This window comes from Actinomadura rubrisoli (genome assembly GCF_004349215.1).
GTDB lineage: Bacteria > Actinomycetota > Actinomycetes > Streptosporangiales > Streptosporangiaceae > Spirillospora > Spirillospora rubrisoli.
Genome location: NZ_SMKU01000165.1, coordinates 1 through 21,152 on the forward strand (window position 1 = coordinate 1; position 21,152 = coordinate 21,152).

General features: G+C 71.1%; 23 protein-coding genes. 9 read left to right on the forward strand and 14 right to left on the reverse strand.

Annotation, left to right across the window (positions count from 1 at the left end; all coding sequences use genetic code 11):
* Nucleotides 1-89 precede the first annotated feature (89 nt).
* From E1298_RS26960 to E1298_RS26975, 4 genes are all read left to right on the forward strand, one after another.
* Nucleotides 90-938, forward strand: a complete 849-nt coding sequence (locus E1298_RS26960; protein WP_165975679.1) for an MBL fold metallo-hydrolase — start codon at nt 90-92, stop codon at nt 936-938.
* A 107-nt stretch (nt 939-1,045) separates the two neighbouring features.
* Nucleotides 1,046-1,804 carry an SDR family NAD(P)-dependent oxidoreductase gene (locus E1298_RS26965; protein WP_131898062.1) on the forward strand — a complete coding sequence of 253 codons (759 nt, stop codon included), beginning with the start codon at nt 1,046-1,048 and terminating at the stop codon, nt 1,802-1,804.
* A gap of 9 nt (nt 1,805-1,813) precedes the next feature.
* Nucleotides 1,814-3,106, forward strand: coding sequence for an alpha-glucosidase/alpha-galactosidase (melA, locus tag E1298_RS26970; RefSeq protein ID WP_131898064.1), 1,293 nt, complete (start codon nt 1,814-1,816; stop codon nt 3,104-3,106).
* 84 nt (nt 3,107-3,190) lie between these two features.
* Nucleotides 3,191-4,222, forward strand: coding sequence for an amidohydrolase family protein (locus E1298_RS26975; protein ID WP_131898066.1), 1,032 nt, complete (start codon nt 3,191-3,193; stop codon nt 4,220-4,222).
* Here the strand turns inward: E1298_RS26975 and E1298_RS26980 are convergent.
* From E1298_RS26980 to E1298_RS27035, 12 genes are all read right to left on the reverse strand, one after another.
* On the reverse strand, nt 4,212-5,090 hold the full coding sequence (locus E1298_RS26980) for a carbohydrate ABC transporter permease (RefSeq protein ID WP_207944860.1): 879 nt from the start codon (nt 5,088-5,090) through the stop codon (nt 4,212-4,214). The genes E1298_RS26975 and E1298_RS26980 overlap by 11 nt on opposite strands.
* Entirely contained in the window at nt 5,087-6,055 is a 969-nt protein-coding gene (locus E1298_RS26985; protein ID WP_243725837.1) for a carbohydrate ABC transporter permease, read from the reverse strand. The genes E1298_RS26980 and E1298_RS26985 overlap by 4 nt, the downstream gene beginning before the upstream one ends.
* 5 nt (nt 6,056-6,060) lie before the next feature.
* A complete protein-coding gene (locus E1298_RS26990; RefSeq protein ID WP_131898070.1) occupies nt 6,061-7,350 on the reverse strand; it encodes an ABC transporter substrate-binding protein in 1,290 nt (429 codons plus the stop codon).
* Nucleotides 7,351-7,562: 212 nt separating this feature from the next.
* Complete coding sequence (locus tag E1298_RS26995) at nt 7,563-8,780, reverse strand: GAF domain-containing sensor histidine kinase (protein ID WP_131898072.1); 1,218 nt, start codon at nt 8,778-8,780, stop codon at nt 7,563-7,565.
* Complete coding sequence (locus tag E1298_RS27000; protein WP_207944861.1) at nt 8,777-9,433, reverse strand: response regulator; 657 nt, start codon at nt 9,431-9,433, stop codon at nt 8,777-8,779. Before E1298_RS27000 ends, E1298_RS26995 begins: the two co-directional genes overlap by 4 nt.
* Before the next feature lie 462 nt (nt 9,434-9,895).
* Nucleotides 9,896-10,399: a hypothetical protein gene (locus tag E1298_RS27005; protein WP_165975680.1), complete on the reverse strand. Its 504-nt coding sequence runs from the start codon at nt 10,397-10,399 to the stop codon at nt 9,896-9,898.
* Nucleotides 10,357-10,959, reverse strand: coding sequence for a potassium channel family protein (locus E1298_RS27010; protein WP_131898076.1), 603 nt, complete (start codon nt 10,957-10,959; stop codon nt 10,357-10,359). Before E1298_RS27010 ends, E1298_RS27005 begins: the two co-directional genes overlap by 43 nt.
* A 208-nt stretch (nt 10,960-11,167) precedes the next feature.
* Nucleotides 11,168-11,602: a hypothetical protein gene (locus E1298_RS27015; protein WP_243725838.1), complete on the reverse strand. Its 435-nt coding sequence runs from the start codon at nt 11,600-11,602 to the stop codon at nt 11,168-11,170.
* 22 nt (nt 11,603-11,624) lie between these two features.
* Complete coding sequence (locus E1298_RS27020) at nt 11,625-12,083, reverse strand: peroxiredoxin (RefSeq protein WP_131898079.1); 459 nt, start codon at nt 12,081-12,083, stop codon at nt 11,625-11,627.
* Nucleotides 12,084-12,267: 184 nt separating this feature from the next.
* Nucleotides 12,268-12,696: a DUF3052 domain-containing protein gene (locus E1298_RS27025; RefSeq protein WP_131898081.1), complete on the reverse strand. Its 429-nt coding sequence runs from the start codon at nt 12,694-12,696 to the stop codon at nt 12,268-12,270.
* A gap of 220 nt (nt 12,697-12,916) precedes the next feature.
* Entirely contained in the window at nt 12,917-13,324 is a 408-nt protein-coding gene (locus E1298_RS27030; protein WP_131898083.1) for a secondary thiamine-phosphate synthase enzyme YjbQ, read from the reverse strand.
* 42 nt (nt 13,325-13,366) lie between these two features.
* Nucleotides 13,367-13,573, reverse strand: a complete 207-nt coding sequence (locus tag E1298_RS27035) for a DUF1918 domain-containing protein (RefSeq protein WP_131898085.1) — start codon at nt 13,571-13,573, stop codon at nt 13,367-13,369.
* A gap of 362 nt (nt 13,574-13,935) precedes the next feature.
* Between E1298_RS27035 and aceE the strand changes: the two genes are divergently transcribed.
* Entirely contained in the window at nt 13,936-16,725 is a 2,790-nt protein-coding gene (aceE, locus tag E1298_RS27040; protein WP_131898087.1) for a pyruvate dehydrogenase (acetyl-transferring), homodimeric type, read from the forward strand.
* Between the two features lie 86 nt (nt 16,726-16,811).
* Here the strand turns inward: aceE and E1298_RS27045 are convergent, their stop codons facing one another.
* Together E1298_RS27045 and E1298_RS27050 are read right to left on the reverse strand one after the other, a co-directional pair.
* Entirely contained in the window at nt 16,812-17,186 is a 375-nt protein-coding gene (locus tag E1298_RS27045) for a VOC family protein (RefSeq protein ID WP_131898089.1), read from the reverse strand.
* Nucleotides 17,183-17,662, reverse strand: a complete 480-nt coding sequence (locus E1298_RS27050) for an ATP-binding protein (protein WP_131898091.1) — start codon at nt 17,660-17,662, stop codon at nt 17,183-17,185. The genes E1298_RS27045 and E1298_RS27050 overlap by 4 nt, the downstream gene beginning before the upstream one ends.
* A gap of 201 nt (nt 17,663-17,863) precedes the next feature.
* On the opposite strand from E1298_RS27050, the gene E1298_RS27055 reads away from it, so the two are divergent.
* From E1298_RS27055 to E1298_RS27070, 4 genes are all read left to right on the forward strand, one after another.
* Nucleotides 17,864-18,718 carry a Scr1 family TA system antitoxin-like transcriptional regulator gene (locus E1298_RS27055; RefSeq protein WP_131898093.1) on the forward strand — a complete coding sequence of 285 codons (855 nt, stop codon included), beginning with the start codon at nt 17,864-17,866 and terminating at the stop codon, nt 18,716-18,718.
* Nucleotides 18,715-18,912, forward strand: coding sequence for a DUF397 domain-containing protein (locus E1298_RS27060; protein ID WP_131898095.1), 198 nt, complete (start codon nt 18,715-18,717; stop codon nt 18,910-18,912). The genes E1298_RS27055 and E1298_RS27060 overlap by 4 nt, the downstream gene beginning before the upstream one ends.
* Nucleotides 18,909-19,106 (forward strand): DUF397 domain-containing protein, encoded by a 198-nt coding sequence (locus tag E1298_RS27065; RefSeq protein ID WP_131898097.1) that lies wholly within the window; start codon nt 18,909-18,911, stop codon nt 19,104-19,106. Before E1298_RS27060 ends, E1298_RS27065 begins: the two co-directional genes overlap by 4 nt.
* Nucleotides 19,107-19,227: 121 nt before the next feature.
* Complete coding sequence (locus tag E1298_RS27070) at nt 19,228-20,829, forward strand: alkaline phosphatase D family protein (protein ID WP_131898099.1); 1,602 nt, start codon at nt 19,228-19,230, stop codon at nt 20,827-20,829.
* Nucleotides 20,830-21,152: the final 323 nt, after the last annotated feature.

Sequence of the window (21,152 nt, forward strand, 5' to 3'; positions counted from 1 at the left end):
GGTGGGCATGGACGCGCGGGGGGTGCGAATGTGCGTGGGAGTTCGGGTGTCTTTAGCGGTATGAGCGGTTTGCACGAAGGGAGATGTTCATGGACGTCAGCGCGGGCTTCCGCGAGCTGGCGGTGCCCCCCGGGATGGTCGGCGTCTGCGCCCTCGGCCAGGCCGGGTTCCTGCTCAAGGGCGCGGGCGGGACGGTCGTGGCGGTCGATCCCTACCTGTCGGACCGGTTGGCCGATGACTCGGAGTTCGGGCCGCCCGGACGGTGGGCGCGCCGGTTCCCGCCGCCCTTCGGCCCGGACAGCCTGGACGCCGATGTCGTGGTCGTCACCCACGAGCACGCCGACCACTTCGACCCGCTGACGCTCGGGCCCGCCCTCGCGCGCCGCCCCTTCACGGTCGTCGCGCCGCCCGTCCTGCGGGGCGACGTGGAGGCGCTGGGCGCGCGGTTCGAGCCGGCCCACGCGGGGCGGCCCCTGGAGGTGGCGGGCGTGCGCGTCCATCCCGTCCCGGCGGCGCACTCGCCGGAGTACACCGGACCCGCCTGCTACGACGTGATGGTGCAGGACGGCGCGCACCGGTTCCTCGGGTACGTCGTCGAACTGGACGAGGGCGTGACCGTCTACCACGCGGGCGACACCGTCCTGCATCCCGAGATCGACCGGGCCCTGGAGGGGCTCCGGCCGCGGGTCGCGCTGCTGCCGGTCAACGGCCGCGACCGGATCCGCGAGGAGATGGGGATCGTCGGCAACCTGACCGTCCGGGAGGCGGCGCACCTCGCCGCGCGGGCGGACGCGCGCTGGCTGGTCCCGAGCCATCACGACCTGTTCGCCGTCAACGCCGAATCGGTGACGACGTTCGTCGACACGCTCGACCGCCAGTTCCCCGACCAGGAGTACTTCGTGCCGAAGGTCGGGCGCGCGGTCGTGCTCGGAGTCTGAGAGGGCTTGCGCATGTCCCGTTCCACAGCCGAAGAGGCCGTCACCGCCCCGCCCGCCGGGGCGTACTCCCCCGCGGTCCGGGCCGCCGCCCGGGGAAGGGTGCGCTGATGCGCGGGCTCACCGGCAAGAACGTCCTGATCACGGGCGGTACCAGCGGGATCGGCGAGGCCGCGGCCCGGCGGTTCCTGGAGGAGGGCGCGCGCGTCTTCGTCTGCGGCCTGGACGGCGTGGACGAGACCGTCGCCGGGCTGTCCGGGCTGGGCGAGATCTCCGGGACGGTCTGCGACGTCAGCCGGGAGGACGACGTCGCCCGGCTGGTGGCGCGGGCCCGGTCCGCGCTCGGCGGCGTCGACGTGCTGATCAACAACGCCGGGACGTCCTGGCGCGAGCCGTTCCTGGAGATCACCCCGGCCCACTGGGACACGATCATCGCGGTCAACCTGCGGGGCATGTTCCTCGTCGGGCAGGCCGTCGGCCGGGTGATGGTCGAGTCCGGCGCCGGCGGGGCGATCGTCAACATGGCCTCGACGAACGCGCTCGGCGGCGAGGAGGACTACGCCCACTACAACGCGTCCAAGGGCGGCGTGCTGCTGCTCACCAAGACCATGGCGGTCGAGCTCGGGCGGCACGGAGTCCGCGTGAACGCGGTCTGCCCCGGCTACATCAGGACCCCGCTCAACGCCTCCATCGAGGCGACCCTCGACCCCGACTTCGTCGCCGCCTACCAGCGCGACCACATTCCGCTCGGCCGGGCGGGGCAGGCCGCGGAGGTCGCCTCCGCCTACGCCTTCCTCGCCTCCGACGACGCCTCGTTCGTCCACGGAGCCGAGCTGGTCATCGACGGCGGCCAGCTCGCGATCATGTAAGGGACCCGCATGGCACGCATCGTCTTCATCGGCGCCGGAAGCGTCGAGTTCACCAAGAACGTCCTGTCCGACCTGCTCACCCTGCCCGGCCTCGGCTCGTCCACCCTCGTCCTGCACGACATCGACGCGGGACGGCTCGCGACCGCCGAGTCCATGGCGAACTGGATGGTGGCCCACCTGGGGGCGCCCGCCAAGGTCGAGGCGCACACCGACCGGCGCGCCGCCGTCGACGGCGCCGACTACGTGATCAACGAGATCGCGGTCGGCGGCTTCGCGGCGACGCGGATCGACTTCGAGGTGCCCGCGCGGTACGGGCTGCGGCAGACGATCGCCGACACCCTGGGCATCGGCGGGATCTTCCGCGCGCTGCGCACCGTCCCCGTGATGGTGGCGCTCGGCAACGACCTCGCCGAGCTGGCCCCGGACGCCCTGCTGCTCAACTACACCAACCCGATGACGATGATCCCCCGCGCGGTGTTCGAGGGGACGCCGTTCCGCAACGTCGTCGGCATCTGCCACTCCGTCCGCGACACGCAGGCGCGGCTGGCGGGCCTGGTCGGCGTCCCGGTGGAGGACGTCGCGTTCGTCACCGCCGGGGTCAACCACCAGGCGTTCGTGCTGAGGTTCGAGCGGGACGGGGTGGACCTGTACCCGCGGCTGGCCGAGGTCATCGACGCCGACCCGGCGCTGCGGCGGACCGTCCGGGCCGAGGTGTTCACGCGGTTCGGGCACTTCCCGACCGAGTCCAGCCTGCACGGCTCGGAGTACCTGCCCTGGTTCCTGCGCCACGACGACCAGGTCGAGCACTTCGGCATCCAGGTCGGCGCCTACCTGGAGTGGTCGCGGGAGAACCTCGACACCTACGAGGAGACGCGCCGCCGCCTCGCCGCGGGCGAGGGCGTGGAGGTCGAGCCCATGTCCGAGCTGGCCTCGGAGATCATCCACTCGATCGAGACGGGCACCCGCCGGATCGTGCACGGCAACGTCCGCAACGACGGGCTCATCGCGAACCTGCCGGCGGACGCCTGCGTCGAGGTGCCGTGCGTGGTCGACCGGTCGGGCGTCCGGCCGACGCGGATCGGGGCGATGCCGCCGCAGCTCGCCGCGCTCAACCGCACGTTCCTGAACGTGGGCGAGTTGACCGTCCGGGCGGCGCTGGAGGGCCGCCGCGACCACGTCCACCACGCGGCGATGCTCGACCCGAACGCCGCCGCGACGCTGACCCTGCCGCAGATCCACGACCTGGTGGAGGACATGATCACCGCCCATGGCGACGCCCTTCCGGAGGGTGTTCGCCGCTGATCCGACCACGTCCCCCCGGGCCGGTCGCCGTCATGGCGGCGACCGGCCGCGGGCGGACGGCACAACCTCAATGGGAGTGAGGACATGGAACTGAGTGAGTACCGACCCCGGCCGCGGCTCCGCGTGCCGGGGTCCAGCGTTCCGCGCGCGTCCGTCCCGGCGATCGACGCGCACAACCATCTCGGGCGCTGGCTGACGGGTGACTGGTCCGTCCCCGACGTGGGCGGGCTGCTCGACGTCATGGACGGCTGCGGCGTCCGGACGATCGTGAACCTCGACGGCCGGTGGGGCGAGGAGCTCCAGGAGAACCTGGACCGCTACGACCGGGCCCACCCCGGCCGGTTCGTGACGTTCTGCCACGCGGACTGGGACGAGCTGAACCGCGAGGACGGCAAGGGCCTGGCGCCCGGCCTGCGGCGGTCCGTGGAGGCGGGCGCGCGCGGGCTGAAGGTCTGGAAGGACCTGGGGCTGCACGTGCGGGACGCCGCCGGGCAGCTCGTCCTGCCCGACGACCCGCGGCTCGGCGACCTGTGGGACACCGCCGCCGAGCTGGGGATCCCCGTCGCCATCCACACCGCCGACCCGATCGCCTTCTTCGACCCGATCGACGAGCGCAACGAGCGCTACGAGCAGCTCCTCGCGCATCCGGACTGGTCGTTCGCCGACACCGAGCGGTTCCCGCGCTTCGACCGCCTGATGGACGCGCTGGAGACCGTCGTCGCCGGGCATCCCCGCACGACGTTCATCGCCGTCCACGCGGGCTGCCAGGCCGAGGACCTCGGCCGGGTCTGGCGGATGCTCGCCACGTACCCGAACCTGAACATCGACATCGCCGCCCGCATCGCCGAGCTGGGCCGGCAGCCGCGCGCGACCCGGGACCTCGTCCTGCGGTTCCCCGACCGGGTGCTGTTCGGCACCGACGAGTTCCCGCCGTCCCCGGGGACCTACGCGACCCACTTCCGGTTCCTGGAGACGCTCGACGAGCACTTCCCGCACTCGGAGGACGACCCGCCGCTGATGGGCCGGTGGCACATCAGCGGGCTGGGCCTCCCGCGCGATGTCCTCGCCCGGGTCTACGCCTCCAACGCGGCCCGGATCCTCGGCCTCACCCCTTGACGGCCCCGGCCAGCGCCTGGACGAACCGGCGCTGGCCGACGAGGAACACGATCAGCACCGGGACGGTGGTCAGCACCGTCCCGGCCATGATCTGCGGCCAGTCGGCGCGGTGCTGGCCTTGGAACGAGGCCAGCCCCGCCTGCACCGTGTAGTTCTCCTTGGACGAGATCGCCACCAGCGGCCAGAACAGATCGTTCCAGGCGTAGATGAACGTGATGACGGCGAGCGCGGCCAGGGCGGGGCGCGCGACCGGCAGCACGACCCGGAAGAACACGCCCCAGCGGGAGCAGCCGTCGATCCGGGCCGCCTCCTCCAGTTCGCGCGGGAAGTTCTGGAAGAACGACGTCATCAGGTACACGCCGAGCGCGGACGCGAGCTGCGGCGCGATCAGCGCGCCCAGGGTGTCGATGAGGTGCAGCTTGTGGAAGATGAGGAACGTCGGGATGACGGTGAGCTGGAACGGGATCAGCGTGGTGGCGATGACCAGCACCAGCGCGACCCGCCGTCCGACGAACCGCAGCCGCGCGAACGCGTACCCCGCCATGCTGCACAGCACGACCTGCGACACCACGATCGCCCCGGAGACGATCACGCTGTTGAGGAACCAGCGCGGGAACTCCGAGTCCGACAGCAGCTCCTGGTAGCCGTTGAGGTGCAGGCGCGTGGGGAACAGCGGCGGCGGGAACCGGTTGAGCTGCGCCTTGGTCATGACGGACGCGCCCAGCATGTAGACGAACGGGACCACCATCAGCAGCGACAGCGGGGCCAGCACCAGGTGCCGGGCGCTCGGCAGGCGCCGCCGCGGCCCGGCCCCGGGCACTGCCTCTGGCCCGGGGCCGGTGTTCATGGCGGGTTGCGCGGTGGTCACAGCAGGAACCCCTTCCGGCGCCCGAAGAGCAGGCCGATGACGATGGCCACCAGGCTTCCCACGAACAGCGCGTACGCGACCGCGGCGCCGTACCCGGCGGTGAAGTACTCGAAGGCGAGCTGCCAGACGTAGTAGACGATCGTGATCGTCGAGTTGACGGGCCCGCCCTTGGTCGAGGTGAGCAGCAGGTCGAAGAACTGCAGGCAGTCGATCAGCCCCCACACGCCGAGGAACAGCGAGATCGGCCGGACGGACGGGACGACGATGTGCCGGAACGTCCGCCACGGGCCCGCGCCGTCGATGGACGCGGCCTCGATGACCTCCCGGGGGATCTCCTGGAGCGCGGCCAGGTAGATGACGACGTTGAACCCGAACTGGGTCCAGATGAAGATCCCGGTGATGACGAGCATCGCCTGCGACGGATCGTCCAGGAAGCCCTGCGCCGGCAGCCCCGCCCGGGTGATCAGCCCGTTGACGATGCCGAAGTCCTTGTCGAACACGAACGCCATCAGCAGGCCCTCGGCGGCGGCGGAGGCGACGAACGGGACCAGGAAGCAGGCGCGGTAGAACCCGATGCCGCGGATCGGCTTGTTCAGCAGCATCGCGACCCCGAGCCCGAGCACCAGCGAGATCGGGATGTAGAGGGCGATGAGCTCCAGGGTGTTGCGGATCGACTTCCAGAACACCGGGTCGTGCGCGAGCGCCCGGTAGTTGTCGAACCCGACGCCCTGTCCCTCGGTCACCAGGTCGGAGTCGGTGAGCGACAGCCGCATCGCCCAGCCCATCGGCAGCAGCGAGAAGCCGAGGACCAGCAGCGTGGACGGTCCCGCGAACGACCATCCGGCGGCCTGGTCGGCGGCCCGCCGCCGCCCCGCGCGCCGGGCGGGCCCACCCCGTCCCGGACGGCGCCCCGGCCACCGTCCGGAACGGGTGGTCTCCCCCGTCTTCTCCTTCGTGGCGGTCACCGTGCTCATTGGCCGGGGACCGCGAGGAGCGAGTCGGACTTGCGCGCCGCGTCGTTCAGGGCGCTCTGCGGATCGGACCTGCCGAGCAGGGTCGAGGCGATGGCCTGGGCGACGAACCCGGAGATCCGCGGGTACTTCGAGGTCGCCGGCCGGATCTTCTTGGCGTTGACGATGTTGTCGGCGACGACGCCGATGCCCGGGTACTTCTTCAGGTAGTCCTGGTAGCCGGGCAGCTTGGCGATCGACGCGCGGGTCGGCAGCGAGCCGGTGTCCATCATCCAGACGAGCTGCTGCTCGGGCCGGGTCAGCCAGGTGAGGAACTCGGCGGACGCCTTGATCCGCCGGTCGCCGTGGTCGAGCACGGTCCAGTTGTCCATGCCGGACACCGTCTGGTGGTCGCCGTTCGTCCCGGGCAGCGGCGCGAACGCGTAGTCGATCTTCGCGGCCTGGACGTCGGGCAGCACCCACGGGCCGGCGAGCATCATCCCCAGGCGGCCGGACTCGAACAGCTTCTGCCCCTTCTCGGCGGGGCTGGAGTCCAGGTAGACCGACTTGTCCTGGACGGCCATCGCCTGGATCACCGCGAGCGCCCGCGCGCCCTGCGGGGAGTTGAAGGCGGCCTTCTTGCCGTCCGGCGACAGGATGTCCCCGCCGTTCTGCCAGACCAGCGGCCACAGCGCCCACGTGGTCTCCTCGCCGCCGGCGATGGGCCAGGTCGTCCCGTAGGTCTTGGCGCCGGTGTCGGTGAGCTTGCGCGCCACCGCCCGGAAGTCGTCCCATGTCCAGGTCGGGGCCGGCGGCTTCAGGTGGGCCTCGGCCAGCATCTTCCTGTTGTAGAGGACGGTCAGGTTGTCGGAGACGGCCGGGAAGCCGATCACCTTGCCCTTGACGGCCGTGGCCTCCCGGGTGCCCGGCCAGAAGTCGTTCCAGCCGACCTTGGGATCGCCGGTGTACTTCTTCAGGTCGGGGACCTTCGGGCTGCGCGCCAGCGCGGCGGCCCAGGAGCCGTACATGTAGGCGATGTCAGGATAGGTATCGGCGGCGAACCCGGCCGTGACCTTCGGCAGCATCGTGTCGGCGGTGGCGCCCCCGGAGTCGGCCTTGACCTTGATGCCCGGATGTGTCTTGTTGAACGCGCCCACGAGCTTCTCGATGGACTTGGCCGCGGCGTTCTCCTGGCCGTGCCAGATCACGAGCTCGACGGGGCCGCTGGAGTCGTCCCCGTCCCCGGACGAGGAGCATGCTGCGACGCTGCCGAGCAGCACCGCCGCGAGGATCGGCATGAGGTTCTTCAACGGGGGTCCCTCCGTCGGCTCACTCCGGATTTCCGCGATACGGAATGCTATTCCAGGATGCGGCAAAGCTAGCAGGCGGCTCACGTGCAGGTCAAGGCTCCGCGGGCGGCGGCGCCGCTCGGCAGGGCCTGCGGGGCGGGAGGCCCCGGCCAGGACGCACCCGGTGTCCGGACGAGGTCAAGGGCAGGTCAGGCGGCCAAGTCAGGGCCCGGTCAGGGCCGGCCGCGTCCGGGGATGGGGATGACGGCCTCGACGGTCGTCCCGGCGCCCGGCCGGCTCGTCACCGTGACGCGGCCGCCGAGCAGCTCGGCCCGCTCGGCCATGCCGCGCAGCCCGTAGGAGTCGGGGCGCCGGACCCGCTCCCCCCGCCCGGCCGGGCCTAGGCCGCCCGGCGGCGCCGAACGGCCGGCCGCCGGCCGGGAACGGCCGCTCTGGGCGCACGCGTCCCGGATCGAGAAGCCCGTGCCGTCGTCGGCGACCCTCAGCCGGACGCGGTCCTCGAAGTGCTCCAGCAGCAGGTCGACGCAGGTCGCCGAGGCGTGCCGGAGGCTGTTGCCCACGGCCTCCTGCGCGATGCGGTACAGCGCGGTCTGCACGTGGTCGGGCAGCGCGTCCTCCAACTCCCCCTCGACCGTCACGGTGACGTCGATCGAGCCGGACGGCCCCGGGCCGTTCCCCACCTCGCGGGCGAGCGTGGCCAGCGCCGCCGACAGGCCCAGATCGTCCAGGACGGGCGGGCGCAGGCCCCCGATCGCCGCGCGGGTCTCGGCCGCCGCCAGCTCGCACAGCCGGCGCGCGACGATGATCTGCGCGAGGCCCTCGGGATGGTGCTCGGGCAGCGCCCGCTCCGCCGCCGACAGGTGGAAGCCCAGGCCGGCCAGCCGCTGCGCGATGCCGTCGTGGATCTCCCGGCTCAGCCGCGACCGCTCCGCCTCCTGCGCCTCGACGGCCCGCTCGGCGAACCACTCGGCGGCGTGCTCGCGCTTCCGCGCGGTGCGCAGCCGGCGGCACGAGCACAGCACCGGCGCGAACAGCTCGGCGAGCGCGGTGACCAGGTCGAGGTCCTCGCGCGGGCACGGCCCGGCCGAACGCACGTCCAGGACGGCGATCGTGGCGTTCCCGCTGTGGACGGGGATCGCGGCGCCGCGTCCGTCCGTGTGCGCGCGGGCGCGGCCGTGCACCGCCACCCAGCCGACGTCGCCCTCCCCCAGCGGGACGGGCGGCCCGGACCACTCCATGGCCCGCTCGTCCTCGTCCAGGACGTACACGTCGCAGAACGTCAGCGCCCGCGCGGACCGGACGACCAGCCCGGCCAGGTCCTCGGCCATGCGCGGCAGCTCCCGGGCCGAGCACGCCACGGCGACGATGCGGACGAGCAGGTCGTTCCCCCGTCCCGCCAGCAGCTCGGCCGGTCCCGCGGCCCCCGTCATCGGAACAGGCCCTCCCGCAGCGCGACCGCTATCGCGGCCGAGCGGTCGGCCACCTCCAGCTTGCGGTACAGGGCGCGCAGGTGGCTCTTCACCGTCTCCTCGCTCAGTACCAGCCGCGCGGCGATCGCCTTGTTGGACAGCCCGCCGACCAGCAGCGACAGCACCTCGCTCTCGCGCTGGGTGAGCCCCCGGTCGGCGCCCGGCCAGAACTCGCCGCGGGTGAGCCGGGCCGCGGTGACCGCCATCCGCCCGGCCAGCGTCGGGTCGACGACCGTCTCGCCCTGGGCGACCTCCTCCAGCCGCCGGACGAGCTCCGGCCCGTCCACCCGCTTGAGCAGGTAGCCGCCCGCCCCGGCCCGCAACGCCTCGAAGACGTACTGCTCGTCGTCGTAGACCGACAGGAACACCACCCGCGCCTCCGGGACCCGCTTGGTGAGCGCGCGGCACAGGTCCAGGCCGCTCTCGGAGCCGAGCCGGACGTCCAGCAGGACGACGTCGGGGCGGAGCGAGGTGACGAGGCGCGTGGCCTCCGCGCCCGTCCCCGCCTGGCCCACCACCCGCACGCGCCCGGTGAACCCGGCGAGCATCGCCTGCAGGCCGGCGAGGATCATCTCGTGGTCGTCGACCAGGACGACACGCACAGGGGGGCTCATTCCGGCACGATAACAACCCCAAGCTACTCGCCAGTAGCGTGCGAGCGCGGCGCCTCTGGACGTTTCACCCCTGGACTCCCCTGAATGGGGGACGAACCGGGCGGCGATCCGTCCTAATCTCCAGGCGAAAACCGAATTCCGCAGGACGGAGGAGCCAGGTGCCCCATGGGCGGGTAAGGCCACACTGACCGGAAGGCTTGTGCAATGTCTCGGGGCGGAACGGATGACCGCGGCCTGCGTGGACGACCACCGCCGCTGCACCCGCGCCCGGCGCGCGACGCCGCCCACCGGCAGCCCGCCTAGGTCGCTTCCCCGTCCGCCTGGCGGAGGCCGCCGATCCCGCGGGCGCGCGGGGAGGCCCCGAGGTCTGACCTGTGCCTCGGGCCGCGCGTGACGCGGCGGCCGGGAGGGCGTCCCAGCGGGGCGCGGGGCCGCCCTCCCGGCCACCCCCGTCTCCGCCGGTCAGGCGGGGATCTCGTGCCAGGGGATCTCGGGACGGTCCGGCGCGACGACGGCCAGGGACTGGCCGCCGCGGATCCGCTCGTCCGGCTCGGCCGCGAGCCTGAACCGCGCGTTCGGGCGGTGCGACTCCCCCACCGCCAGCAGCGTGCTGCCCCGGCGCAGCAGGAACACCGCGAGGTCGAGGCGGGGCCACTCGCCAGCGCCGTCCGGCACGTCCACCCGGAACAGGGTCGAATCGGCGTCGAGCGTGCTGGCGAGGTTGTGGTAGATCGCGGCGACGCCGGGGTTGCGGATCGCGACCGAGACGACGGCGGGGTCGTCGATGTCGACCGGCTCGATGTCGGGCCCGATCAGCCCGAGCGCCTCGGTGATCTCCGCGCGCCGCCCGCCGTCGTGCACCCCGGCCAGCAGGTGCGGGGACGGTCCCCCGCTCCGCCGCAGGTAGGCGACCACGTGCAGCATCACCCGGACGGTCTCGTCGTCGGTGCGGCCGACGACCACCACCGTCCGCGCGTCCCCAGGCACGCCCGCTCGAACGCGGTGTCGTCGAACGCGACCACGTCGTACAGCTCGGGGTCGGGGTTCTCGCCGCCGAGCTGGTCCGGCCAGAAGACCGTGGCGACCCGCGTCTTGGCGAAGTCGGGGTCGGCGCGCAGCTGCCCGATGATGGCGCGCAGGCCCTCGCGGTCGTAGCCGACGGTCACGATGTGGCGCCGGTGGTGCAGCTGGGCGTGCCCGTTGGCCTTCAATGTCCTGCCCTTCGCCATCCAGAGCGTCAGCTCGGCGAACAGCACGAGCCCCGCGGTGAGCCCGGCCATGATGACGATCGCGCCGCCGATCCGCCCGCCCGCCGAGGTGGGGAACAGGTCGCCGTAGCCGACGGTGGTGCCGCTGACGAAGAAGTACCAGACGAACTGGTGCGGCTGCTTGATCTTGGCGCCGGGCTCCTCGAACACCGCGATCAGCAGCCAGCCGATCAGGAACGCCCCCAGCAGCACCAGCGCGGGCGCGCGCCAGGAACGCGACGTGATCCCGTGGACCAGGCGCATGAGCACGATCGGCATCCGCGCAGCGTGCCAGGGGGACGAATCCGACGTCAAGCCCAAAAGCCGTGGTCAACCGGGTGGGCGGCGGCGGCCGGGCCGGGCGCGCCGTCCCCCCGGAGCCCATCGGCGAGTGCGCGCAACCGTTCCGTCGAGCCCCACTACGGTGGGTGAGAACGGGCGGACGCGGATCGTGGCCGAAGGCGGCCACCCCGCGCCGGGCGCCCCGTCAGCCGACCGGGCCCCGCTTGAGGACCCGGCTCAGCGCCGCCGCGACCTCCTCCGACAGCCCCCGGTCCCCGGACGCACCGCCCGGCGAGCCGCCCGGCTGGTCGTCAGGACCGTCGCCGGAGCGCACCGGGCCGGCGGACGGCCGGTCGTCGCGGACGGCGTCGCGGGTGTGGCCGCAGTCGCGGCACTCGACCTCGCCGAGCCGGCACACCAGGACGGCCGAGCCACAGGCCGCGCACCGGTCGAGGTCGTCCGCCCAGTCGCGGGCGGTCTGGCAGCCAGGGCAGATCAGCACCTGATGGTCGGCCCGCACCCCGCGCTTCCACGGGCTCGCGCCGCGCACGGGGTCGGTCTGCCGCGCCCCGCAGCGGAAGCAGGGCATCACACCTCCAGGGGTGCGGGGGCCGGTGCCGGCCGCGGGCTCGTGCCGCACGGTCGGCACCGGTCCGGTTCGCTCAGAGCGCGGCGAGCGCCTTGCGGTACTCGCCGATGTCGCGTGCGTCCGGGATCGCGTTCTCGACCTTCCAGCGGACGACGCCCTGCGTGTCGATGATGAAGGTGCCGCGCGTGGCGAGGCCGCTCTTGTCGTCGAACACGCCGTAGCGCTGCGCCACCCCGCCGTGCGGCCAGAAGTCCGACAGCAGCGGGAACTGGTACTTCTCCTGGTCGGCCCAGGCCCGCAACGCGAACATGGAGTCGACCGAGACGGCGAGCACCTGGACGTCGTCGCCGCCCAGCGTGGGCAGCTCGTCGCGGATCTGGCACAGCTCGCCCGTGCACACCCCGCTGAACGCCAGCGGGTAGAACACCAGGACGACGTTCTTCGCGCCGCGCAGACCCGACAGCCTCACCGGCGTGCCGTGCTGGTCCTTCAACTCGAAGTCCGGTGCGCCGTCGCCTACCTCAACCGCCAATGCCTCTCCCGCGAATCTTCCCCGCCCGCGGCGGGGGGAACGGCCGTCCCCACGGGCGTGGGGAACGGGCCCAGTCTGCCATCCCGTCCTGAACGGCGCCTCAAGGCCGGACGAAGATCGCTCTGGACAGGCCGCTCTGGACGGACCGCTCCGCGCGCGGGCCGCCATGCGGGAGAGTCCGGGACTACTTACGGACCTTGGGTGCGACGAGCCGCGTGCCGGACCACTCCTTGGCGGCGCTGATGCTGCTCGTCTGGGACAGGCCTGCCGTCTGGGCCGCCTCACCGATGTCACTGGGCTCCACGTGCCCGTCCCGGCCCGCCTTCGGGGTCAGCAACCAGATGGTGCCGCCGCTCGCGAGCGGGAACATCGCATCGGTCAGTCCCTCGAACAGGTCGCCGTCCTCTTCGCGCCACCACAGCAGCACGATGTCGACCACGTCCTCGTATTCCTCGTCGACCAGCTCGTTCCCCGTGACGGACTCGACGGAGCCGCGAAGCTCCTCGTCGACATCGTCGTCGTAGCCGATCTCCTGCACCACCTGGCCCGCCTTCAGACCGAGCCGTTCGGCCAGGCTGCGCTCAGACTGCGCCTGACCCGCGGTCGCGCTCACGAAAGTCCTCCCATGGTCGTCATTCCGCACGGTGCTTCGTGCACGGTGCTTTTCCGGCCCCCCAGGACGGGTGGCCCGCCCACACCAGTGCGGTGTTTGCGGGACAGTCCACACAAGTGGGGGCCCCTAGCGCAAGTGTCTTCCCGGCTTTTGGTGGGCTCATTGGCCCGAATACGAAGGCGGCCGTCACCGGACGCCCACAGAGGGTGACATTCCACGCTCATCCCTTGAGCAGCGACAACCGGACCTGCCGGTCGGGATTGTCGACGTTGAGGTCCACCAGCGCCACGGACTGCCACGTCCCGAGCGCGAGGCGCCCGTCCAGCACCGGGACGGTCGCGTAGGGCGGCACGAGAGCGGGCATGACGTGCGAGCGGCCGTGCCCCCGCGACCCGTGGGCGTGCCGCCAGCGGTCGTCGGCGGGCAGCAGGTCGCCCAGGGCGGCCAGCAGGTCGTCGTCGCTGCCGGCGCCCAGCTCGATGATCGCCACACCCGCGGTCGCGTGCGGGACGAAGACGTGCAGCAGCCCGTCCCCGCCGGCCGAGGCGGCGAACCGCTCGCACTCGCCCGTGATGTCGTGAACGGCCTCCCGGCCGCCGGTGGCCACCCGGACCACGGTGCTCTCCATGATCACTGGTGTACCCGATCCGCGGCGGCGGACCCCTCGGCCCTATCCGGAGACACCGCCCGCCGGCTCGCCGCTCTCGACGACGGCGTCCGGCCCCGGGTACACCAGGGCCTCGCGCCCGTCGTCGAACCGGACGACGTAGGGCGGGTCGCCGTCGGGCCCGCGCACCTCGATGATCTCGCCTTGCCGGTCGGCCTGCCCGACGACGTTGCCGTGGACGTGCAGGCGGTCTCCGATACTCGCGTTCATAGACTCTCCCAAGCTCGTTTCGGCCCGCCGAGCGGCGGGACGTATCGGGCATGGCGCTGTTGCTCCCACCTTCGTACGTCCGGCGCGTCCCGTCGAGAGGAATCCCGGACGGATCCCGGGACGGACCCGGACGATCACCAGGGGATCCTCCCCGGGCGGACCGGAAAATCGGCCCTCAGGGGGACCACTACCCCGGCTGACCGGGGAGAATGGTTACCGATTGGTAGAGATGCGTTAGCCGTCATAAACGGCGACGATGGATCACAACCGAGGCGACGAACAGTCATGCCGGGGACCGGCGGCCTCCCGAACGGGCGGCCAAGGGCCTCACCAGCAGAGACGGCAAGCACAGAGGGGAACCCGTGGCTTCCGGACGTCAACGCTTTTCGATCATCAGCGACGGCCTGCCGAGCCAGCTGCCCGACATCAACCCGGATGAAACCCGGGAGTGGCTGGAATCGCTGGACACGGTCATCAAGACCGAGGGCCGCGGCAGGGCCCGCTACGTGATGCTCAGGCTGCTGGAGCGGGCGCGCGAGCAGCAGGTCGGGGTGCCCGGCCTGCGCAGCACCGACTTCATCAACACGATCCCGCCGGAGTCCGAGCCCTGGTTCCCCGGCGACGAGCACGTGGAGCGGCGCATCCGCGCCTACATCCGCTGGAACGCGGCCATCATGGTGTCGCGCGCCAACCGCCCCGAGCTCGGCGTCGGCGGCCACATCGCCACCTACGCCTCGGCGGCCTCCCTGTACGAGGTGGGCTTCAACCACTTCTTCCGCGGCAAGGACCACGGCGAGTCCGGCGACCAGGTGTTCATCCAGGGGCACGCCGCGCCCGGCATCTACGCCCGCGCGTTCCTTGAGGGCCGCCTGCCCGAGGAGAAGCTGGACGGCTTCCGGCAGGAGCAGTCGCACCCGGGCGGCGGACTGTCGTCCTACCCGCACCCGCGGCTCATGCCGGACTTCTGGGAGTTCCCCACGGTGTCCATGGGCCTGACCGCCATCGACTCCGTCTACCAGGCCCGGTTCAACCGCTACCTGTACAACCGCAAGATCAAGGACACCTCGCGCTCGCACGTGTGGGCGTTCCTCGGCGACGGCGAGATGGGCGAGCCCGAGTCGCTCGGCGCGATCGGCCTCGCCGCCCGCGAGGAGCTGGACAACCTCACCTTCGTCGTCAACTGCAACCTCCAGCAGCTCGACGGCCCGGTCCGCGGCAACGGCAAGATCATCCAGGAGCTGGAGTCGTTCTTCCGCGGCGCGGGCTGGAACGTCATCAAGGTCATCTGGGGCCGCGACTGGGACCCGCTGCTCGCGCAGGACGTCGACGGCGCCCTGGTCAACAAGATGAACACCACCCCCGACGGCCAGTTCCAGACGTTCACCGTCGAGTCCGGGGAGTACATCCGGGAGAAGTTCTTCGGCGACGACCCCCGGCTGCGCAAGATCGTCCAGCATCTGGACGACGACGACCTGCGCAAGCTGTCGCGCGGCGGGCACGACTACCGCAAGGTGTACGCGGCGTTCAAGGCGGCCCGCGAGCACGTCGGCCAGCCCACCGTGATCCTCGCCCACACCATCAAGGGCTGGACGCTCGGCTCCGACTTCGAGGCCCGCAACGCCACGCACCAGATGAAGAAGCTCACCAAGGCCGAGCTGAAGGAGTTCCGGGACCGTCTCTACCTGGACATCCCCGACTCCGCGCTGGAGGCGCCGCTCCCGCCCTACTACCACCCGGGCGAGGACTCCGACGAGATCCAGTACATGCGCGAGCGCCGCGCGGCGCTCGGCGGCTTCCTGCCGAAGCGGGTCGTCCGCGCCAAACCGCTCAAGCTCCCCGGCGACGCCGTCTACGCCGAGCTGAAGAAGGGCTCCGGCAAGCAGAACGTCGCGACGACGATGGCGTTCGTCCGGCTGCTCAAGGACCTCATCAAGGACGAGAACATCGGCGCCCGGTTCGTCCCGATCGCCCCGGACGAGTACCGCACGTTCGGCATGGACTCGCTGTTCCCCACGTCCAAGATCTACTCGCCGCACGGGCAGACCTACGACGCGGTCGACCGCAAGCTACTGCTGTCGTACAAGGAGTCCGAGCAGGGCCAGATGCTGCACGAGGGCATCAGCGAGGCCGGCTCGATGGCCTCCACGATGGCCGCGGGCACCGCGTACGCCACGCACGGCGAGCACATGATCCCCGTCTACATCTTCTACTCGATGTTCGGCTTCCAGCGCACCGGCGACCAGATGTGGGCCCTCGGCGACCAGATGGGCCGCGGCTTCCTGCTCGGCGCCACCGCGGGCCGCACGACGCTCACCGGCGAGGGCCTCCAGCACGCCGACGGCCACTCCCCGCTGATCGCGGCGACGAACCCCGCCTGCGTCCACTACGACCCGACGTGGGCGTTCGAGCTCGCGCACATCGTCCAGGACGCGCTGCGCCGCATGTACGGCCCGACCGAGGACCACCCGAACGGCGAGGACGTCTACTACTACCTCACCATCTACAACGAGCCGTACCAGCAGCCCGCCGAACCCGACGGCGTGGACGTCGACGGCCTCCTCAAGGGCCTGTACCGGTACAAGACGGCCCCCGAGGTCGCCACCGGCAACGGCCAGGCGCCCAAGGCCCAGATCCTCGCCTCAGGCGTCGGCGGCCGGTGGGCCCTGGAGGCACAGCGCCTGCTCGCCGAAGACTGGGGCGTCTCCGCGGACGTATGGTCGGCGACCTCGTGGAACGAACTCGCCCGCGAGGCCCGCGACTGCGACGAATGGAACCTGCTGCACCCCGACGCCGAGCAGCGCGTCCCCTACGTCGCCCGGACGCTGGAGAACGTGGCCGGCCCGATCGTCGCGGTATCGGACTTCATGCGCGCCGTACCCGACCAGATCGCCCCCTGGGTGAGCGGGGACTACTCCTCCCTCGGCACCGACGGCTTCGGCCTCTCCGACACCCGCGCCGCCGCACGCCGCTTCTTCCACGTGGACGCGGCCTCGATCGTCCTGGCCGTCCTCACCCGCCTGGCCCGCAACGGCGAGGTCAAGCCCGAGACGCTCCAGCAGGCCATCGAGCGCTACCAGCTGAACGCCGACGTCAGCTCCGTCTTCGCAGGCGGCGTAGGCAGCGCCGAAAGCAACACGGGCGGAGATGCGTGACTTATTGCCGGTGATCGCGGAGGTGTAGGCCGCGATCACCAAGGCGAAGGGCCCCGGATCCTCGACGGATCCGGGGCCCTCTCCCGTCAGGACACCGGGGGCTTGAAGATGCCGAAGCGGTTGCCCGCCGGGTCCTCCAGATGGGCGAACCGCAGGCCGCTGGGGTCGGTCACGGCCGGGACGGCGACCTTGCCGCCGTGCTTCTCCGTCTGGACGCAGGTCGCGTCCACGTCCTCGACCAGCACATAGAAGATCGCGTGGTTCCCGGACGGATCCGGGACGCGCGCGATGCCCCCGCTCGGCTGGTCGGCGCCCGGGTAGCTGATCAGGTCGTAGCCGGGCTCACCGGGGTTGGCCGCGAACTTCCACCCGAACATGTCGCCGTAGAAGGCCCGGGCCTCCTCGGGCGCGTCGGTGCCCACCTGGAACCACGTGACGGTATTGAACGCGGGAACGGTCATCTTTTCTCCTCTTCGCACGCTGTTGGCACCAGCGTCGGACAGGCAGGCGACAACCCCCTGTCGGAGTTTCCTGACGAGTTCCCGATCCGGAACTCCGCCCACACCACGGTGCGATCCCCGTCCGCCCGGAAACCCCACCGCTCCGACAGGGCCTCGACGACCCGCATCCCGCGTCCGCTCTCGGTGCCGTCCTCGGCCTTGACGTACGGACGCCTGCCGCCCGCCCCGTCGTCGGCGACCTCCAGGCGGTAGAGGCCCTCTCCGACCAGCAGCCCGACCGTCACCTGGCCGCCGTGCCCCGAGGCCGTGTGGGCGATGGCGTTGCAGACCGTCTCACTGCCGACCGACACCAGGTCGTCCAGTGCCGGCAGCCCGACAGGCAGCATGTCCCGAAGGAACAGCCGCGCGTTCGCCACGGACTCCCGGACGCCCGGCAGCGTGATCACACCGAGCACGACCAGGCCACCGCAACTCATCACACCGCCCTCCACGACACTCCGCGCCGCAGTCTTCTCGTCTCGGGCACTCCCATGGTGCTTCTCCCTTCGTTTCGGAGTCGCCCGCTACATTCGCCGCCCGATGTCGTCGTGTCCTCCCGGCTGAACGTTTCCCAGCTGAACGTTCACCCGGGAGCCGTTCCGCATACGATTCGCCACGCTCAGTGACATGCTGGAGGGATGTCTCCCGGACACGCCCCCACCGTCCGCCAACGCCGGATCGGCTCAGCGCTCCGCAAGGCCCGCGAGCACCACAACCTGACCATCTCCACCGCGGCCGGCCGCTTCGGCCGCTCCCAGGGCTGGATGAGCATGGTCGAGAACGGCCTGTACACCATCGCCCCCGAAGAACTCGCCGGCCTCCTCGACTTCTACGGCATCCCAGACGGCCCGCTCCGCACGTCCCTCCTCCACCTGGCCACCCACAGCCCCGGCAGATGGGTACGAGAACGGGTGGGCCGCATCTCCGCCGCCGCTCTGGACCTGGCAAGCCTGGAAGAAGATGCCGCCGAGATCCGAACCTTCCAATCCACCACCATCCCGGGCCTCCTCCAGACCCCCGAGTACACCTGGAAACTCATGGCCGTCGGTCCTGCCAGGAATTCGCGCAACGCCAAGACGCTGGTCGACTTCCGAATGTCCCGCCAGCAGGTCCTGAGCCGCCCCGATCCACCTCACTACGTGCCGATCATCGCGGAGGCAGTTCTTCACAACCAGGTCGGTGGCGACCCCGCGATCTTGCGCGCGCAGATCCGCCGACTGTCCGAAACCGCCCGGCTCGATCACGTAGACCTGCGCGTCCTCCCGCGCACGGCCAGCGGATACCTCTCGCTCATTACCCCGTGCCATCTCATCTCCCTGCGCCCACCTGGACGACTCACCGTGTCCATAGGCGACTGGTTCGCCAAAAGCGTCTTTGTGGAGGACGAGGACGAGGTCGCGTCCCATGAGGAGATCTTCGAGCTCCTACTCTCGGCCGCCCTGAACAGGACCGCTTCGTTGAAGCTCATCGACGGGATAGCGTCGCAACCATGAACACCCCCGAACCGTCCCCGGCCCATTGGCGAAAGAGCAGCCACAGCGGTGGCGACGAAGGCGAATGCGTCGAGATCGCCGACCTCCACGACCAAATCGCCATCCGCGACAGCAAAGCCCCCCACACCGGCCACCTCACCCTCACCCGCCAAAACTTCGCGACCCTCCTCACCCACCTCACATCACAACCATGAACACCCCCGAGCCACCCCAGACCCGCTGGCGCAAAAGCACCCACAGCGGCGCCAACGAAGGCGAATGCGTCGAGATCGCCGACCTGAACGGCCATATCGGCATCCGCGACAGCAAAACCCCCCACAGCGGCCACCTCACCCTCACCAGGCGGAACTTCACCACCCTCCTCACTCACCTGGCATCTCATTTCTGATCGTTGACGCACTCATCTGCGCCGAGTTCGTCCTGCAATGCGGTGATCACCCGCTGCTTATCGACGGCGGTCCCGTCCCGGTGGTTGGCTGACCGAAGTCGATCATGAAACGGGGGGTCCCATGGGCTCAGCTGGCGTGCCGCGGATGTCCCGGCGCAGGTTCCTCGGCTTCAGCGGGTCGGCGGCCGCCGCGGTGATGCTCGGCACCGGCGCGTGGGGGGCGCCTGGTACTCGTGCCTTCGCCGAGAGCGGGGAGCTGTTCAGCCTCGGGATCGCCTCGGGTGATCCGGCGCCGGGCGGCTTCGTCCTGTGGACGCGGTTGGCGCCCGACCCGTTCGCGCCCGACGGCAAGGCGGGTATGCCGGACCGGCCGGTCAAGGTGGAGTACGAGGTCGCGCGGGACGAGCGCTTCCGGGACGTCGTCCGGCGCGGGGCGGCGGTGGCGACGCCGGAGCTCGGGCACTCGGTGCACCCGGAGATCCACGGGCTCCGGCCCGGTCACGAGTACTTCTACCGGTTCCGCGCCGGCGGCCAGATCTCCCCGACCGGCCGCACGAAGACCATGCCGTCGCCGACGTCCGACCCCCGCGGCCTCAGCTTCGCCTTCGCCTCCTGCCAGGCGTGGGGGGACGGGTACTACACGGCGTACGACCACATCGCGGACGAGGACATCGAACTGGTCGTCCATCTCGGCGACTACATCTACGAGACCGAGATCACGAACTCCAACCTGCGCGGCGTCCAAGTGCCACCGCAGTTCGGGACCGAAGCCTTCGACCTGGCCCGCTACCGGCTCCAGTACTCGCTGTACAAGTCCGAGGCGCCGCTGCAGAAGGCGCACGCCCGCTTCCCGTGGATCGTGACACTGGACGACCACGAGGTGGTCAACGACTGGGCCGGCGACACCGTCATCCTGGGCCGCAACCCCAACCCGCCTCCGGAGGAGTTCGCCGCGCGCAAGGCCGCCGCGTTCCAGGCGTTCTATGAGAACCTGCCGCTCCGCCACGCTCAGATGCCGAACGGCCCCGACATCCGGCTGCACCGGCGCCTCTCGTACGGGCGGCTGGCGACCTTCACCATGATCGACACCAGGGGGTACCGCGACACCCAGGCGTGCGGCAAGGCCGGGCCGATCGCGGACTGCGACGAGAGGCTCGACCCGGACCGGACGATCCTCGGCGACCGCCAGCGCGAATGGCTGCTGGACGGCTTCCGCACGTCCGGGTCCCGCTGGCACGTCCTCGGCAACCAGGCGCCGATGACCGAGACCGACTGGGACCCCGGGCCCGCCAAGAGCCTGGCGATGGACCCGTGGGACGGGTATGCCGCCGACCGGGCCGCGGTGCTCGGCGCGGCGCGGGACCGTGGGGTGGACAACCTGGTCGTCATCACCGGCGACCGCCATCAGAACTACGCGTGCGACCTCAAGCGGGACTTCAACGAGACGGATTCGCCCACGGTCGCCAGCGAGTTCGTCGGGACCTCCGTGACCAGAGGCGGCAACGGGGCCGACATGACGGACGAAGGCCGGAAGTTCCTGGCGGCCAACCCGCACATGAAGTTCTTCAACTCGCAGCGAGGCTACGTACGGGTCAACGTCGACCGCGAACGCTGGCAGAGCGACTTCCGCGTCCTGCCGTACGTCCAGCAGCCCGGCGCCCCCGTGACGACCCGTGCCTCCTTCGCCGTGGAAAACGGCCGCCCCGGCGTCCAACCCGCCTGAGGACGGTGCCGGCCCTCTGGAACACCTACCCGTCAGACGAATTCGAGGGACGTAGCCGCGGGCTCGATCAACCGGGTGTTCAACATCACCGCTCAGCAAGCCTGATCGACGCGGTGGAACGCCTGTAGTCGATCCGGCGTTGCCGGACATCTCAGGGTGATCATCGACGTCGCGAGGGGCGACGGTGGGGCGCCGGGTGGCGTCCCCGGGCGCGGCTCCTTCGCTGGCGAGGACGAGGCCCTGGAGGTCAGGTGCGTGTGCGAAGAGCACGTTGGTATGTCACGGCGTTCGCGGTGGTGGGTGCGGGGGTGATCGTGGGGCCG

What these genes read in the sequence shown, in the direction of transcription:
- E1298_RS27060 (WP_131898095.1), top strand. Translation starts at nt 18,715, where the DNA reads ATGAACACCCCCGAACCGTCCCCGGCCCATTGGCGAAAGAGCAGCCAC.
- E1298_RS27050 (WP_131898091.1), bottom strand. Translation starts at nt 17,662, where the DNA reads ATGAGTTGCGGTGGCCTGGTCGTGCTCGGTGTGATCACGCTGCCGGGC.
- E1298_RS27055 (WP_131898093.1), top strand. Translation starts at nt 17,864, where the DNA reads ATGTCTCCCGGACACGCCCCCACCGTCCGCCAACGCCGGATCGGCTCA.
- E1298_RS26960 (WP_165975679.1), top strand. Translation starts at nt 90, where the DNA reads ATGGACGTCAGCGCGGGCTTCCGCGAGCTGGCGGTGCCCCCCGGGATG.
- E1298_RS27065 (WP_131898097.1), top strand. Translation starts at nt 18,909, where the DNA reads ATGAACACCCCCGAGCCACCCCAGACCCGCTGGCGCAAAAGCACCCAC.
- E1298_RS27045 (WP_131898089.1), bottom strand. Translation starts at nt 17,186, where the DNA reads ATGACCGTTCCCGCGTTCAATACCGTCACGTGGTTCCAGGTGGGCACC.
- melA (WP_131898064.1), top strand. Translation starts at nt 1,814, where the DNA reads ATGGCACGCATCGTCTTCATCGGCGCCGGAAGCGTCGAGTTCACCAAG.
- E1298_RS27010 (WP_131898076.1), bottom strand. Translation starts at nt 10,959, where the DNA reads ATGCCGATCGTGCTCATGCGCCTGGTCCACGGGATCACGTCGCGTTCC.
- E1298_RS26995 (WP_131898072.1), bottom strand. Translation starts at nt 8,780, where the DNA reads ATGACGGGGGCCGCGGGACCGGCCGAGCTGCTGGCGGGACGGGGGAAC.
- E1298_RS27035 (WP_131898085.1), bottom strand. Translation starts at nt 13,573, where the DNA reads ATGAACGCGAGTATCGGAGACCGCCTGCACGTCCACGGCAACGTCGTC.
- E1298_RS27000 (WP_207944861.1), bottom strand. Translation starts at nt 9,433, where the DNA reads ATGAGCCCCCCTGTGCGTGTCGTCCTGGTCGACGACCACGAGATGATC.
- E1298_RS27030 (WP_131898083.1), bottom strand. Translation starts at nt 13,324, where the DNA reads ATGGAGAGCACCGTGGTCCGGGTGGCCACCGGCGGCCGGGAGGCCGTT.
- E1298_RS26975 (WP_131898066.1), top strand. Translation starts at nt 3,191, where the DNA reads ATGGAACTGAGTGAGTACCGACCCCGGCCGCGGCTCCGCGTGCCGGGG.
- E1298_RS26965 (WP_131898062.1), top strand. Translation starts at nt 1,046, where the DNA reads ATGCGCGGGCTCACCGGCAAGAACGTCCTGATCACGGGCGGTACCAGC.
- E1298_RS27070 (WP_131898099.1), top strand. Translation starts at nt 19,228, where the DNA reads ATGGGCTCAGCTGGCGTGCCGCGGATGTCCCGGCGCAGGTTCCTCGGC.